Source organism: Variovorax sp. PDC80 (genome assembly GCF_900115375.1).
In the GTDB taxonomy this organism is placed as follows: domain Bacteria; phylum Pseudomonadota; class Gammaproteobacteria; order Burkholderiales; family Burkholderiaceae_C; genus Variovorax.
In genome coordinates this window covers 307,172-322,491 of sequence record NZ_FOWG01000012.1, presented here as the reverse complement: position 1 = coordinate 322,491, position 15,320 = coordinate 307,172, and the positions used below count along the sequence as shown (strand labels likewise).

The following is a 15,320-nucleotide window of genomic DNA, read 5'->3' as shown; positions in this document are numbered from 1 at the left end:
GGTGACGCGCTGCCCGTGCCGCTCAACGCCGCCAACGTGCGCACCACCACCTACCAGGTCGATGCCAACAACCGGGTGACCAGCAGCACCATCGCGCAGGTGGAGTTCGGTGAATACAACGCGGCTACTGCCCAATACAACATGGGCCGACGCGATCTGGTCCAGCGCAGCGGCTACGACGCCAACGGCAATGTCGTGCGCCAGGAGAACGGCAGGAACGCGGCCACCCGCACCTGGTACGACAAGCTGGGCCAGAAGGTGCTCGAGGTCGATGCGACGGGCTACGGCGTGCGCTGGGAGCGCGACGCCAACGGTGGGGTGTTCCGCGAGACCCGCTTCGCCAAGGGCATCGACCTGGGCAGCATGAGCGAGAGCACACCGATGACCGACGTGCTCGCGAAGTTCCAGTCGAACGCGGACGACCAGATCACCGACTACACCTACGACCGCAATGGCCGCATGCTCAGCGAGTCGCGCCTGGCGGTGGCCTACGGCAGCGTGAACGCCAGCAATGGTGCGCTCATCGAAGGCACACTGGCCGCGATCAAGCGCTATGGCTATGACGCCATGGGCAACCGTACCTCGTCCATCGATGCGCTGAGCCAACGCACCGATCTTGCTTACGACCGGCTGGGCCGGCTGCTGAGCGAGCGCAAGCCCACAGCCACGACCAACACGGGCGCAGGCACCAGTGCATCCTTGCGTCAGACCACCGAGTACGAATACGACGGGTTGAACAACGTGCGCCGCGAGATCCGTCGTGGCACCGACAACGCGGTGGAGAGCGACGACGAGATCGTGCGCTACGGCTACGACGCCACGGGTGTGCGCACCTCGATGGTGACGGCCAAGAACGAGACCTTCACCTACGGGCGCGATGGCAACGGCAACACCACCGCGCAGATGGTGGACCGGCTGGATGCCGACGGCACGGTGTCCAAGGAGATCGTGAGCATCGCCTACGACGCGGCCAATCGGGAGACCACGCGCTTCACGGGCACGCGCAACGCGGCCAATGCGCCGGTCTACGACATCAGCAAGACGGTGACCCTGGGCTACAACGCTTACGGCCAACTCGCGAGCAAGCGCACCGGCAGCGGCAACAGCGGTGGCGCCGCACAGGAGTACTACGACTACGACAAGGCCGGGCGCCTGTGGCGCACCAACTCGCAGGAAGGGGTGAACAAGGCCTGGATGTACGACATGGCGGGCAATGCCACGCTGCTGCTGCAATCGCAGCGCGTGAACCTGCGCGCGATGACCTGGGACCAGATGGCCGGCGATGGCAGCCGGCCCGATCCGGACATCCTGATCACCATCACGTCCTACGACAAGCGCAACCGCGCCGTGAGCGTGATGCAGCCCAAGATGGATGCGTCGCGGCCGAACCTCAAGATGTTCGCCACCGCCATCAACGTGGAGTCGGGCCAGTACGGCGGGCTCGACCTCGCCGTGGCTTCCCCGCTGGCGGGCACCACCTCGATCCAGGCGCCGAGCGATACCTCGGCCACGGGCCAGGTCGCCGTGCTGGGCATGCCGATGAGCGGCGGCAACATCCGTCCCATCACCAACGGGGAGTTCGGTGGCGCCGGCGGCAGGAACAACGCCAGCAGCACGGTCGTCGGCGTGACCGATATCGTGCTCGGCTCGGCCGGCAGCCCGGGCTCGAACATCGAGAGCATCTACGGCGCCGTGACCTGGCGCGTCGAGGTGGGTGGCGTTCCCAACTACCTGGGCCGGGTGACGACCTGGCCCGTGACCGTGCATCCGCGCAACGCAGACATCAACATCATGATGGGGCAATTGCCCTTCAGCCTGGTGCTCGATCGCGGCGTGGCCTACAGCCAGTTGATCCCGATCCGGGTCGTCGCCACCGCGCAGAGCAGCGGCATGGACATCGTCGTGTCCACCGGAGCGGTTCGCACGGCACCGCAGCCCACGCAGAGCCAGGGGCTCAGCGGCACCTTCATGCGCCTGACCGCGGGCGAGGCACGCGACAGCGACACGATCCAGGTGTATCACCGGCCAGCGGGCTCGAGCGGACCGTTCTCGGAGTCGTTGCCCAAGTTCAAGGCCGGCCAGGGCGGCTCGAGCCTCAACGGCACCTCGGTCGATGGCTGGTATCTGACCCGGCTCGAGAGTCTGAGCGGGCCGACCGAACTGCTGGTCGTCGTGACCCAGGCCGACGGCAAGGTGGTGCGCCGGGATTCGATCCAGTGGAACCCGTCGACGCAGCAGGCAACGGCATCCGTGGCCGCGGCCAAGCCCGTCTTCACCGCCGACAACGTGGCTCACTTCACGGGCCTGCAGCTTTCCGGCACCAGCCCCGCCGCGATCCGCGTGCGGCAGCGGCCGCAAGGCAGCCAGGGTGCGTACTCGGAGGCACTGTACTGGCCGGTCGCGGGGGCCAACGGCCGCTTCGACGTCGCGCTGGGCACGGGTGCCAACGACGTCATCATCGACATGCTCGACAGGCATGGCGCGGTGATGGACACGCTCGTGGGCACCATGGATGCGCGTTCCTCGCTCTACGACATGCGCGTACTCGGCAGCCTGCCCTCGAGCGTCACGTTCCGCGACGTGCCGCTGGCGGCACAGACGCTGACCGTCGAGTACCAGCCGCTCACCGCGGGCGGCAAGCCCGCCGGCTCCGTGAGCCTCACTCGCCAGGCCGGCAAGGCCGAATGGGTCTGGGATGCGAGGAACCTGGTCACCGACCCGGCCAGCCTCTACAGCTACGCCGTGCACTTCGTAGCGCGCGATGCCGACGGCTTCATCCTGACCGATGCCACCGGCAACGTGACCATCGGCGCGGTCAGCAATGGCACCAAGGCCTCGCTGACCGGCAGCATCAAGCACCAGGTGCTGACCTTCGATCCGGGCCTGCCCGAGGGCAAGACGCTCAAGCTGCGCTATCGCCCCAAGGGCGCCACCACGCAGGACTTCGTCGAGGCGACGGCCACGCGCGGCAGTGTCAACGCGATCTTCAAGTGGGATGCCACCGCCAACAACCTGGACCCGGCCAAGGAATACGAGTTCATCTACGACGTGTACAACGCCGCGGGCGCGGTGATCGGCAACGGGGAGGGCTATTTCCGGCCCGACAGCGACAGCAGCAACGATGGTTCCAACGTCAACGTGCACTGGGGCATCCCGAATCTGCCCGGCGATCAGGTCGTCAACGGCACCTGGGTGATCCAGCGGCGCCAGGACTACGATGCCTTCGATCATGTCGTCATGGAGAAGGACGGCAAGGAGAACGTCACCGACCTGCGCTACAACACTCTGGGCCTGCTGGTCGACAAGATCGGTCCGATGGTGGAAGTCACGTCGGCCAGCGGCCAGAAGCAGATGGTGCGACCGGCCGAGCACTATGGCTACAACCTCAACGGCCAGCTCGTGGGCAAGCGCGATGCCAATGGCTACCTGAGCACGCTCGAGATCGATGCCGCGGGCCAGACCGTGGCCGAGTGGCATCCGGGCGCCGCGGCTGGCAGCGCGATCGCCGTGCGCAAGACCTACGACATCTTCGGCAACCTGATCACCGTCACCGACGAGATCGGGCGCGTCACGACCAACAAGTACGACCTCAACAACCGCCTCGAGCGCGTAGATCGGCCCGTCAACCTCGATGGCTCGCGTGCCTACGATACCTATGCCTACGATATCCTCGGCCAGCGCATCGCGCATGGCAATGCGCTGAGCTTCAAGGAGCGCACCTACTACGACAGCCAAGGGCGCGTCACGCGCTACATCTCGGCCGAGGGCGCGACCGTCAACTACGGCTACACCTACGACAACACGATCGGCTCGGCCGGTGGGGTGAACACCGGCGGCTGGGTGAACACGACCACCGACGCCAACGGCCGGGTGCAGACGGTCAAGAACGACGTCTTCGGCCGTACGATGTGGAAGCAGGACCTGGGCGGACACCAGTTCACCTATGGCTACAACTGGTCGGGCCTGATTGCCACCCAGACCGGCACCTCGGGCCAGAACATCAACTACAGCTACTACGACAACGGCTACCTGCGCAAGGTCATCGATGCCGGGGTGTCCACCGAGAGCACCTTCGAGTACGACAACAACGGCAACCGAACCTTCGAGGGCTTCAAGTCCACCGCGAGTGGTGTGGCCATGGTGTTCCAGCAGTCGCGCGTGGAGTACGACGCCTTCAATCGCGTCAAGAAGATCGACGACGCGCGCTACCTCATCGAGTACGACTACGACGCCAACGGCAATCGCCGCCGGGTGCTCAGCACTTACACCAACATCGTCGACAACAGCAAGGAGACCCAGGAGTACTGGTACGCCTACGACGGCATGAACCGCTTCACCGTGACCATGGGACAGATGGTCAGCGGGCAGATCGTGCGCGGAACCTCGGGCGACGGCGTGACCATCGAGTACGACAACGCTGGCCAGCGCAAGGCAGCAACCTACGCCAACGACGGGCACCGCGAAGACTACGACTACGACGGCGCCGGCAACCTGACCACGATGAAGCTCAACGGCGTGCTGCGCAGCCGCCGCACCAACGACCTCGCAGGGCGGGTCACGCGCTACGAGGAGCTGTTCGCGGACCAGAGCGTCAACGTGCAAAAGGACCGCAGCTGGAACAAGGACAACCAGCTCACCAAGGAAGTGGAGAGCACTTTCTCCCAGGGCGGGACCAAGGCATCGCTGGCGACGACCACGTACGGGCTCATGGGCGACGGCACGATAGCGACCACGAGCACGGTCACCAACAAGTACGACCCGACCCCCGGACTGCCCAACAACGGCATCAGCATCACCGTGCTCAACACGGCCTATGCCTACGAGTGGTGGGACAGTGCCAAGCAGAGCTCGATCACCATCGCCCCGAACAGCACCGACGTCACCACGCTCTGGGCGCCTGGGTATTCGGCGTTCGGCTACGACGTCAACGGCCACATCAAGACGGCGACCGACCGCAACCTCACGACGCCGCGCAGCTTCTCGTACTGGACCGACGCAGAAGGCCAGGTGCTGCAGCGCCAGGAACTGATCGGCGGCACCGTCAATCCGCAGACCGGCGCCGTGAACCTGACAGGTGCAGCCAAGAGCCGCGATCACCGCTACTTCTACTTCGACGGCAAGCGCGTGGGCAATGTGGGCAACGACGGCACCGAGCGCGAGGACTACGCCCAGCAGCTCGCGCGCAGCGCGAATGCCTTAGAGAGTCCCGACAACAAGTACCGCAAGTTCACGCCCACGAACTCGGCTGACTTCGACGAGAACTACCAGCCGATCAACGCGGGCTACCCCGGGGCGGCGCCGGGCAGCTACACGGTGCGCACGGGCGACACGCTGTCGAGCATCGCGCGTTCGCTGTGGGGCGATGCGACGCTGTGGTACCTGCTGGCCGAGGCCAACGGCCTGGATGGACAGCCTTCGGCGCCGCTGGTGGCCAATACCGTGATCGCTGTGCCTAACCGGGTCACCAACGTTCACAACACCAGCGAGACCTTCAGGCCTTACGACCCGGGCCGCGCCATGGGCGATACCAGCCCGACGCTGCCCGATCCGGCGCCGCCGCCGCAGAAGGGGGAGAAGTGCGGAGGGTTTGGGCAGATCATCGTGGCGATCGTGGCCGTGGTGGCGTCGATCTATACCGCAGGCGCGGCGGCCACTGCACTTGCTCCGGCGGGATCCGCTGCGGCCGCCACGACCGGTTTCGGAGCCACGATGTCGCTCGGAGCTTCGGCGATGGTCGGAGGCGCTGGCGTGGGTTTTGGCGCTGGTGTCGCGGCCGCATCCATTGGTGGCGCGGTGGGATCCATTGCCGGCCAAGTGACCGGCATCGGCCTCGGAATACAGGATTCGTTCAGCTGGAAGGGCGTATTGCAAGGGGCTCTGCAAGCGGGCGTCACTGCAGGCATCGGTGGCTGGCTCAGCGGCGGAGGTGGCGGCGCCTGGCTTGCGGGCAAGGGCGGAGACTTGGCGGCCGCCAGTCGATCGGCCATCGGCAACATCGCCAGCCAGGGGCTAAGTATTGCGACTGGCTTGCAGAAGAGCTTCGATTGGCGAGGTGTCGCGGCCGGTGCGGCATCGGGATACGTATCGGCTTGGGCGAACCCGGCATTGACCCAATCCTTGGGGGCGATTGGCGGGGATCTGGCGACTCGCATGGCCGCTGGTATCGTGAGCGCGGCGGTTCGTGGAGGAGCCGTTGGCAAGGCGCTACCGGGAATTATCGGAGACGCGCTAGGCTCTGCAATAACAGTGGGCGACCAATTGGCTGGGGATATTGCGGCGAGCAGCCACATGAATACCCTGACTCCAAATCCGCGTGGCGGCCAGAGCTCCAGCGGTAGCGCCATTGCAATAACCACCGATGAGCAAGGCGGCGGCGATGATCCGCTGGGTGCGTTCATCGCGCTCAACGATCGGTGGTCCGGCGTTTCTGCGGCGCGGACTTTTGCAGAAGATCGTGTACTACGCAACACAGCCATAAATCCCTTGGGACTATCGACGAGAGGTATCGAAGGCATTGCAATCGCAAGGCGATTCAACGCGGCTGAGCAGGCGGACTCGATGGCAATGGATGACGGATTTGCCGGAGAGTCTGCGATGAGCGCGCAGGAGGTCGAGCGTAGGGTTCGACGGGACATTCAGGCTCAAGAAGCCCGCGAGGACTCGCTGCAAGGTGCGCGATTCCTCCAAACCGGCGGGGGTGCTCGTAGCGCGCCACGTGGAGGCACGCGTGGCGGTATCGGCAGCGGCGGTTTCGAGATGGTGCAGAACGGAAATTGGGATGCGGCGCTGAACATCGCAGCTGATGTCGGGATACTTCCCGATTTGTCTGGACTGCAGCAGGACATTGGAACGATCAATCGCAAGACAGCCGAGAGCCGCATCGCAGACATGCGCCAGCGCATGATTGAAGCCGGTGTCAAGGATGTACCGACAACCTATCGAGAGGGTTGGAGCTCGGGCATCGATGGCGTGGCACATAACGTACCGGACTATCAAGGCACGGTGGACGATCTTCGAGGCCGCTATACCGATTTCTTGCGTGATCAACGCTTGCGTGAGACTTGGGGTGACGACTATCGGGACATGCGCCTGGGAAAATCAAGAATGACGGTGCAGGAGTTTGAGAAGCGAGTTCTGGATACGCAACAGCGAGCGATTGATCGGGCCTATGCATCCGGTGTAGACGCCATCGCCAACGGAGATCTGGTTGTCAAGAATGACGACTATGCCCGGACGCTCGGCAACTACATCGACAAGCAGGTACGTGACGCGCTGCGATCCATGGCAAGAGCAGAAGAAATCAATGACACCGGAACCTCGAAGCTCTGGGCGATCAACCGGCGAATCAGCAGTGCTCTGGTCAACGGCTATGGCATTCCAGACAACCGCCTTGGGATGAATCTGTATGCGGATACCACGCTTGCACGCAAAAGTGCGGACACCGAGCAGATCATGAAATGGAACGAAATTCGGCCAGGGAGCTATCTGATAATGCGGCCAACCGCTCTCGGCGGCTCATATGTAATCCCTCGTGCGGCGGTGCCACCGCCCCCTAGGCCTGGTGGAAGGAGCTTGTGATGTCTCTCAAAGACCGTCTTGCAGACTTTGCGGGGGCGTTGACCAGTGCAACGATGGCCCCCGATGAGTACGCGGTGCCGGAGTATCAAAACTACGAGAGCAACAAGGCTGACCTCACGGATCTATGGAGTCAGATCCGCCCTCAGATCAAGCGCGATGTACAGCAGGCGAACCTTATCGACGATCAGCTACAAGAAATGTTCTCGTTCTTCGACAGAGGCGAGAAGAACAAGGGAAGAAAGCTTGCTTGGGCGATCTACAACTCGGATGTGGAGAAGCTGAGATAGCGTGCGATGGTTCGCGCATGCGAATCCTTTCACGGCCTTTGCCCCGTGCTTGTCCAGCAGCCAAGCCAGCGATTTGCATCATTACGCCAACGATGGCGAGCGTGCTTGTGGCGGTGCGTCTCCGACTATTCCCGCGCTTTTACTCGCTGAGTTCACCACCCCGGGTTACATACACGGCTGACATCTCGAGCTTCTATCTATGTGACTCGCGCGGCGCTCAGGCCCGCATCAAAGCCTCGATCTCGTCCCCCTTCACCGGCACGCCGCGCGAAATGAGTTCGCAGCCGGTGGCCGTGACGATGGCGTCGTCTTCCGTGCGGATGCCGATGTTGTGGAACTGCTCGGGCACGCCGTCGGCCGGGCGCACGTAGATGCCGGGTTCGAGCGTGAGCACCATGCCGGGCTGCAGGATGCGGCTCGGGCGGTTCTTGATGAGCTCGTTCGACAGCGGGTCCTTGCGCTCGCTGACCTCGCCGACCTGCGTGGGCTCGACGTAGCTGCCGCAGTCGTGCACGTCCATGCCGAGCCAGTGGCCGGTGCGGTGCATGTAGAACTGGAAGTAGGCGCGGCTGTCGATCACGTCGTCGAGGCCGCCGACCTTGTTGGCGTCGAGCAGGCCCAGGTCGAGCATGCCCTGCGCGAGCACGCGCACGGCGGCGTCGTGCGGGTCGTTGAAGCGGTTGCCGGCCTTGGTGGCGGCGGCCGAGGCGTCCTGGCTCGCGAGCACGAGGTCGTACAGCGCGCGCTGCGGGCCGGTGAACCTGCCGTTGGCCGGAAAGGTGCGCGTGATGTCGCTGGCGTAGCCGTCGAGCTCGCAGCCGGCGTCGATCAGCACCAGCTCGCCGTCGCGCACGGGCGCGGCATCGGCGCGGTAATGCAACACGCAGGCGTTGGCGCCGGCCGCGACGATGGAACCGTAGGCCGGGTACTGCGAGCCGCCGAGGCGGAACTCGTGCAGCAGCTCGGCGTCAAGGTGGTACTCGCGCACGTCCTTGCCCTCGCGCAGCATGCGCGCCGACAGCTGCATCGCGCGGATGTGGGCGCGGGCGCTGATCTGGGCGGCGCGGCGCATGATGTCCTGCTCGTGCGCGTCCTTCACGAGGCGCATCTCGTCGAGCGGGCCGCACAGGTCGCGCTGCTCCTCGGGGCACAGCGCGCCGTAGCGCACGCGCGCGCGCACCGACTGCAGCCAGCCGTCGACGCGGGTCTCGAGGCCCTTGTGGGTGGCGAACGGATACCAGACGACCGAGCGGTTCTCGAGCAGTTTGGGCAGCTTCGCATCGAGCTCGGTGACCGAGAAGGCCTCGTCGAGGCCGAGCGCGTCGGGCGCGGCGTCGGGGCCGAGCCGGTAGCCGTCCCAGATCTCGCGCTCCAGGTCCTTGGGCGCGCAGAACAGCGTGGCGCGGCCGTCGCCGCCGAGCACCAGCCAGGCATTGGGCTCGGTGAAGCCGGTCAGGTAGTAGAAGTAGCTGTCGTGGCGGAACAGGAAGTCGCTGTCGCGGTTGCGCTGGCGTTCGGGCGCGGTCGGGATGATCGCGATGCCGTCCTTGCCCAGTTGCGAGGCGAGGCGAGCGCGGCGCTCGGCGTAGATCTTCTTGGTGTCGGTGGTGGTCATCGCGTGGAGACTTCCTCTGAGACGGGCTGGCTACGAAGGCCGGTTGAGTTCGGCGAGGCGCTCGGGCGTTCCCACGTCGGTCCAGGGGCCGGTGTAGAGCTCGGCGCTCACCAGGCCATTGTCCATCGCGGCACGCAGGATCGGCGCCAGCGGGGCTTTGATGCCGCCGGGGTTGCCGCAAGGGATGGCGCAGTAGGGCCGCGCGAACAGTGCGGCGCGGTACAGGCCGATGGTCGAGAAGGTGTGGCGCGGGCCGTCCGGCGTGTTGAGCGCGAGGCCCTCGGCCGAGAGGCCGAAGTCGCCCTTCGGGTTGTGCGCGGGATTGGGCACCAGCCACAGGTGCGCGAGCTTGCCGCTCGCCACGAAGCGCTCGACCGCGGCCTGGGTGAAGACGAAGCCGGGCGCGAACACGTCGCCCGCCGCGACCCAGAACGGATCGCCCAACAGCGGCAGCGCACGCACGATGCCGCCGGCGGTTTCGAGCGCGCCGCCGAAGTCTCGGGCCTCGTCGGAGTATGAAATCGATAGCGCCACCTGGCCGCCCAGCAACGGTTTCGGCCCGAAGTGGCTGGAGATCCGGTCGCCGAGCCAGGCCGTGTTGAGCACCAGCTCGGTGAAGCCGCCGGCCGCCAGCGCCTCCATCGGCCATTGCATCAGCGGCTTGCCTCGGACCTCGAGCAGGGGCTTGGGGGTGACATCGGTCAGCGGCCGCATGCGCTCGCCGCGACCGGCCGCGAGCACCATGGCCTTGGCCGCCACCGTCGCGTCCCGGCTCAAGCGCTGGCCGCCACGCGCCCGCGTTGCAGCTCGTTGCGTTCGCTGTGGCGCGGGCGGAACAGCGAGACCAGGCAGTCCATCAGCGCATGCGCCTTGGCCGAGTGGTCGCCACCGAAGTTGCAGACGTAGACGTCGAGCGTGACGGCGCGCTGCTCGGGCCAGGTGTGCAGGCACAGGTGCGATTCGGCCAGCAGCACGGTGGCGGTGACGCCGCCCGGGCCGTGCGTGGTTGCCGGGAAGCCGTGGACCAGCTTGCCCACCGGCTGCAGCCCCGCGGCCGACACCGCCTTGAGGCAGACGGCGCCGAGCGCCTCGCCGTCGGTGAGCCACTGCGCGCCGCATTGGCAGTCGTGAAGGTCGGCGGTGAGGTGCAGCCCGTGCATATGTCCGCGACTTTAGTACATCGCCCATGAGGGAAAACGCGGGTCCGGCCGGCTGCGCAAAATAAGCGCAGAGGGGTGTCAGCAGGCTGTCGGTGCCGGTTCGGGCTCGCCCGGTAAAATCGCGGGTTCTCCCGAGTCCCTCCCACCCAACTCCCCCGAAAGTTCCCTGCCCATGGCCAACCAAGCCCTGATGGCCAACGCGATCCGCGCGTTGGCTATGGATGCCGTTCAACAAGCCAATTCCGGACATCCGGGCGCACCGATGGGGATGGCCGACATGGCCGTCGCGCTGTGGGGCGAGCACCTGCGCTACAACCCCGCCAACCCGCACTGGTTCGACCGCGACCGCTTCGTGCTGTCGAACGGCCACGCCTCGATGCTGCTGTACGCGGTGCTGCACCTGACCGGCTACGACCTGCCGATCGACGAACTCAAGAACTTCCGCCAGCTGCACAGCAAGACCGCGGGCCACCCCGAGGTCGACGTGACCCCCGGCGTGGAAACCACCACCGGCCCGCTGGGCCAGGGCATCACCAATGCCGTGGGCTTCGCGCTGGCCGAGAAGCTGCTGGCCGCCGAGTTCAACCGCAAGAGCCACGACATCGTCGACCACCACACCTACGCCTTCCTGGGCGACGGCTGCATGATGGAAGGCATCAGCCACGAAGCCTGCGCGCTGGCCGGCGCCTGGCACCTCAACAAGCTGATCGCGCTGTACGACGACAACGGCATCAGCATCGACGGCCAGGTCAAGCCCTGGTTCATCGACAACACCGAGGAACGCTTCAAGGCCTACGGCTGGAACGTCATCGGGCCGATCGACGGCAACGACGCCAAGGAAGTGTCGAAGGCCATCGCCAAGGCGAAGAAGGAAGAGTCGCGCCCCACGCTGATCGTCTGCAAGACCACCATCGGCAAGGGCAGCCCGAACCGCGCCGGCACCGCCAAGGCGCACGGCGAGGCGCTCGGCGCCGAAGAGATCAAGCTCACGCGCGAAGCCCTGGGCTGGACCGCACCGGCCTTCGAGATCCCGACCGAGGTCTATGCCGACTGGAACCACAAGGACGAAGGCCACCGCCTCGAGACCGACTGGAACGAGCGCTTCGCCGCCTACGCCGTCGCCTACCCCGAGCTGGCCGGCGAGTTCACGCGCCGCATGAAGGGCGAGCTGCCCAAGGAATTCCACCAGGTCGCGTTCGACACCGTGGTGGCCGCCCACACCAAGGCCGAGACCGTGGCCAGCCGCAAGGCCAGCCAGCTCGCGCTGGAATCGTTCACCGCCGCGCTGCCCGAAATGCTCGGCGGCAGCGCCGACCTGACCGGCTCGAACCTCACCAACACCAAGAGCACCGCCGCGCTGCGCTTCGATCCGAAGACCGGCGCCGTGGTCATGAACGTGCCGGCGGTCGAGGCCAAGCCCGGCGCGGAAGACGAAGCCAAGTCCGAAGCGCCGGCCGAAGCCCCGCACGGCACCATCGGCCGCCACATCAACTACGGTGTGCGCGAGTTCGGCATGGCCGCGATCATGAACGGCGTGGCGCTGCATGGCGGCTACATCCCCTACGGCGGCACCTTCCTGACCTTCAGCGACTACAGCCGCAACGCGATCCGTATGGCCGCGCTGATGAAGCACCGCGTGATCCACGTGTTCACGCACGATTCCATCGGCCTCGGCGAAGACGGCCCGACGCACCAGTCGATCGAGCATGCCGCCTCGCTGCGCCTGATCCCCAACCTCGACGTCTGGCGTCCAGGCGACACGGCCGAGACCGCCGTGGCCTGGGCCGTGGCGCTGCAGAACCAGGCGCGCCCGACCGCGCTGCTGCTGAGCCGCCAGAACATCGCCTATGCGGCGAAGAGCGAACTCGGCGACATCAGCCGCGGCGCCTACGTGCTGTCCGAGCCCGAGAACGTCGGCCTGAAGAACAAGAAGACCGCGGCGGTCCTGATCGCCACCGGTTCCGAAGTGCAGCTCGCGCTGGCCGCGCAGAAGCTGCTGGCCGAGAAGAAGATCGCGGTGCGCGTGGTGTCGATGCCCTCGACCACCACCTTCGACCGCCAGGACCTGGCCTACAAGAAGGCCGTGCTGCCGAAGAAGCTGCCGCGCGTCGCGGTCGAGATGGGCTGCACCGACGGCTGGTGGAAGTACGGCTGCGCCGCTGTCGTCGGCATCGACACGTATGGCGAATCGGCGCCCGCGCCGGTGCTGTTCAAGCACTTCGGTTTCACGGCCGAGAACGTCGCCGCCACGGTCGAAGCGGCCCTGCGCGACTGAGCGCCGCGCGCCCCTCTTCCGGTCCGATCACAAGTTTTTCAACCTTAGGAGCAAGTCAGATGGCTATCAAACTCGGTATCAACGGCTTCGGCCGCATCGGCCGCAACGTGCTGCGCGCAGCCGTGCAGAACTTCAAGAACGAGATCGAAATCGTTGCCATCAACGACCTGCTCGAGCCCGACTACCTGGCCTACATGCTGCAGTACGACTCGGTGCACGGCCGCTTCAAGGGCGAGGTCACGGTCGAGGGCAACACGCTGATCGTGAACGGCAAGAAGATCCGCCTGACGCAGGAGCGCGACCCCGCGCAACTGAAGTGGAACGAGGTCGGCGCCGACATCGTGCTCGAGTCGACCGGCCTGTTCCTCACGAAGGAAACGGCGCAGAAGCACATCGACGCGGGTGCCAAGAAGGTGATTCTCTCGGCCCCGTCGAAGGACGACACGCCGATGTTCGTCTACGGCGTGAACGACAAGAAGTACGCCGGCGAGGCCATCATCAGCAACGCCAGCTGCACCACCAACTGCCTGGCCCCGCTGGCCAAGGTGCTCAACGACAAGTGGGGCATCAAGCGCGGCCTGATGACCACCGTGCACGCCGCCACCGCCACGCAGAAGACCGTGGACGGCCCGAGCAACAAGGACTGGCGCGGCGGCCGCGGCATCCTCGAGAACATCATCCCGTCGTCGACGGGCGCGGCCAAGGCCGTGGGCGTGGTGATCCCCGAGCTCAACAAGAAGCTCACGGGCATGAGCTTCCGCGTGCCGACCTCCGACGTGTCGGTGGTCGACCTGACGGTCGAGCTGGTGAAGGAAGCCACGTACAAGGAAATCTGCGCCGAGATGAAGGCGCAGAGCGAAGGCGCGCTCAAGGGCGTGCTGGGCTACACGGAAGACAAGGTGGTGGCCACCGACTTCCGCGGCGACCCGCGCACCTCGATCTTCGACGCCGAAGCCGGCATCGCGCTCGACGGCACCTTCGTGAAGCTCGTGAGCTGGTACGACAACGAATGGGGCTACTCGAACAAGTGCCTCGAGATGGTGAAGGTCGTCTCGAAGTAAGCCTTCGAACCCGCCAGGAAGAACGCGCTCCCCGGAGCGCGTTTTTTCTTTGGGGGGCGCTGCTTCAGCGCAGCTTCTCGTTGCGCCGTATCTCGCTCGCGAGCTGCCCCGCCATGCGCGCCGCGGCGCGGCGCGCGGCCAGGCCGAAGTCGCCCTTGTATTCGCCGAACTCGGCCGTGCCGTTGCCAACCGCGCGCACCCGCGTGACTTCGGCGCCCGCGGCATCGGTGACCACGCACTGCACCTCGGCGGTGAAGGAGGTCGGCGGCCAGGCCAGCAGCGAGCTGGAGCTCGAGTCGGTCGTGATCTTCGGCGTGAACACCAGCGCGATGCCGGCCGCCTGGTTGGCCTTCACGTCGTTCGCGGTGCGCAGCACCACCACGTCGCGGTAGACGGAGCGCAGCGCATCGCGCACCGGCTTCTCGAGGTCGCGGTAGGGGAAGTAGCTGACCTTGTCGCCGCTGCCGCCGGGCGTGACCACCTGGGTGTCGCGCTGGGCGTCGGTCATCACGTAGGCCACTTTCTTCTGCACCAGGTGCTGCAGCGAACGCGGTGGCGCCGGGTCCGTGACCATGGTGATCGGATGGGTGCAGGCCGCGAGCAGCAGCGCGCCGAAGGCGAGGGCGGCGATGCCGGCGGCGCGCGTGCAGGACAAAGAGAACAGGGACATGGCGGCGCCTCGTGTCGTTGTCGTCATGGCCGGATCGCCGCCACGAACTGCGGGTCGGCATAGACCTGGCGCAGCAGCGCGCGCACCAGGCGCGGGTACTCGGCCTGGCCGGCCGGCACGGCCACCGCGGCGCCATAGCCCGATTCGAACTTGGTCTCGCCGCGGTAGGTGCGGCGCAGCCGCTGCGTGTCGCCGCGCGTGACCACGATCTCGACCTCCATGCGGCCGCCGCCGTTGAACACGCCGAGGTCGAGCTCGTTGAGCAGGATGCGCGCCGCGATGCGCGTGGGCGCCTTCGGATCGAGCACCGAGATCTCGGCCAGGTCCCGCCGCATCGCTTCCTCGAGGTAGAGCGCGAAGCTGCCGTTGGGCGAGACCAGGCGCGTGCTGCGCATGCGCACGTTGTTGACCTTGTCCTCGGGATCGGTGGGCTGGGCGCGTGCCACCGCCACCATGCCGGGGCGCGTGGCCTCGAGGCGGTCGAGCGCCTCGTAGTCGGCCGCATAGGGCGGCGCCATCAGCGGCGCGCAGCCGCTGGCCAGCAGCACGAGCGCGGCCAGCGCGGCGGGCACCGCGGTGGCGCGCGCGCAGCGGCGCAGGCCTTGCGAACGGAAGATCGCCATGTCCGTGGTCCCCTCTCTGTGTCGTTGAACGGCTGCCGGCAAAGGTAGCAG

The 15,320-nt window shown here is 66.2% G+C and carries 9 protein-coding genes; 4 read left to right on the top strand and 5 right to left on the bottom strand.

Annotated elements, in window-relative coordinates; genetic code table 11:
- Positions 1-15 precede the first annotated feature (15 nt).
- Both BM109_RS31080 and BM109_RS31075 read left to right on the top strand, forming a co-directional pair.
- Positions 16-7,578 carry a LysM peptidoglycan-binding domain-containing protein gene (locus tag BM109_RS31080; protein WP_093351647.1) on the top strand — a complete coding sequence of 2,521 codons (7,563 nt, stop codon included), beginning with the start codon at positions 16-18 and terminating at the stop codon, positions 7,576-7,578.
- Positions 7,578-7,865: a hypothetical protein gene (locus BM109_RS31075; RefSeq protein ID WP_256222885.1), complete on the top strand. Its 288-nt coding sequence runs from the start codon at positions 7,578-7,580 to the stop codon at positions 7,863-7,865. Before BM109_RS31080 ends, BM109_RS31075 begins: the two co-directional genes overlap by 1 nt.
- 217 nt (positions 7,866-8,082) lie before the next feature.
- Here BM109_RS31075 and BM109_RS31070 read toward each other — a convergent pair whose 3' ends face one another.
- Genes BM109_RS31070 through speD form a run of 3 tightly spaced genes read right to left on the bottom strand, consistent with a single transcriptional unit; the run spans position 8,083 to position 10,640 of the window.
- Positions 8,083-9,480, bottom strand: a complete 1,398-nt coding sequence (locus BM109_RS31070) for an aminopeptidase P N-terminal domain-containing protein (protein WP_093351642.1) — start codon at positions 9,478-9,480, stop codon at positions 8,083-8,085.
- A gap of 30 nt (positions 9,481-9,510) precedes the next feature.
- A complete protein-coding gene (locus tag BM109_RS31065; RefSeq protein ID WP_093351687.1) occupies positions 9,511-10,224 on the bottom strand; it encodes a nucleotidyltransferase family protein in 714 nt (237 codons plus the stop codon).
- 29 nt (positions 10,225-10,253) lie between these two features.
- Positions 10,254-10,640, bottom strand: coding sequence for an adenosylmethionine decarboxylase (gene speD / locus BM109_RS31060; protein ID WP_093351640.1), 387 nt, complete (start codon positions 10,638-10,640; stop codon positions 10,254-10,256).
- Between the two features lie 172 nt (positions 10,641-10,812).
- On the opposite strand from speD, the gene BM109_RS31055 reads away from it, so the two are divergent.
- Together BM109_RS31055 and gap are read left to right on the top strand one after the other, a co-directional pair.
- The gene (locus BM109_RS31055) at positions 10,813-12,915 is read left to right on the top strand and encodes a transketolase family protein (protein WP_093351637.1); all 2,103 of its coding nucleotides are present in this window, start codon (positions 10,813-10,815) and stop codon (positions 12,913-12,915) included.
- A 59-nt stretch (positions 12,916-12,974) separates the two neighbouring features.
- Entirely contained in the window at positions 12,975-13,976 is a 1,002-nt protein-coding gene (gap, locus tag BM109_RS31050; protein WP_093351635.1) for a type I glyceraldehyde-3-phosphate dehydrogenase, read from the top strand.
- A 64-nt stretch (positions 13,977-14,040) separates the two neighbouring features.
- On the opposite strand, the gene BM109_RS31045 is transcribed toward gap, so the two are convergent.
- Together BM109_RS31045 and BM109_RS31040 are read right to left on the bottom strand one after the other, a co-directional pair.
- The gene (locus BM109_RS31045; RefSeq protein ID WP_093351632.1) at positions 14,041-14,646 is read right to left on the bottom strand and encodes a hypothetical protein; all 606 of its coding nucleotides are present in this window, start codon (positions 14,644-14,646) and stop codon (positions 14,041-14,043) included.
- A 23-nt stretch (positions 14,647-14,669) separates the two neighbouring features.
- Positions 14,670-15,269 (bottom strand): hypothetical protein, encoded by a 600-nt coding sequence (locus tag BM109_RS31040; protein WP_093351630.1) that lies wholly within the window; start codon positions 15,267-15,269, stop codon positions 14,670-14,672.
- Positions 15,270-15,320 lie beyond the last annotated feature (51 nt).

Coding starts and splice junctions, on each gene's coding strand:
- BM109_RS31040 (WP_093351630.1), bottom strand. CDS start 15,269: ATGGCGATCTTCCGTTCGCAAGGCCTGCGCCGCTGCGCGCGCGCCACC.
- BM109_RS31055 (WP_093351637.1), top strand. CDS start 10,813: ATGGCCAACCAAGCCCTGATGGCCAACGCGATCCGCGCGTTGGCTATG.
- BM109_RS31065 (WP_093351687.1), bottom strand. CDS start 10,224: ATGGTGCTCGCGGCCGGTCGCGGCGAGCGCATGCGGCCGCTGACCGAT.
- BM109_RS31045 (WP_093351632.1), bottom strand. CDS start 14,646: ATGTCCCTGTTCTCTTTGTCCTGCACGCGCGCCGCCGGCATCGCCGCC.
- speD (WP_093351640.1), bottom strand. CDS start 10,640: ATGCACGGGCTGCACCTCACCGCCGACCTTCACGACTGCCAATGCGGC.
- BM109_RS31075 (WP_256222885.1), top strand. CDS start 7,578: ATGTCTCTCAAAGACCGTCTTGCAGACTTTGCGGGGGCGTTGACCAGT.
- gap (WP_093351635.1), top strand. CDS start 12,975: ATGGCTATCAAACTCGGTATCAACGGCTTCGGCCGCATCGGCCGCAAC.
- BM109_RS31070 (WP_093351642.1), bottom strand. CDS start 9,480: ATGACCACCACCGACACCAAGAAGATCTACGCCGAGCGCCGCGCTCGC.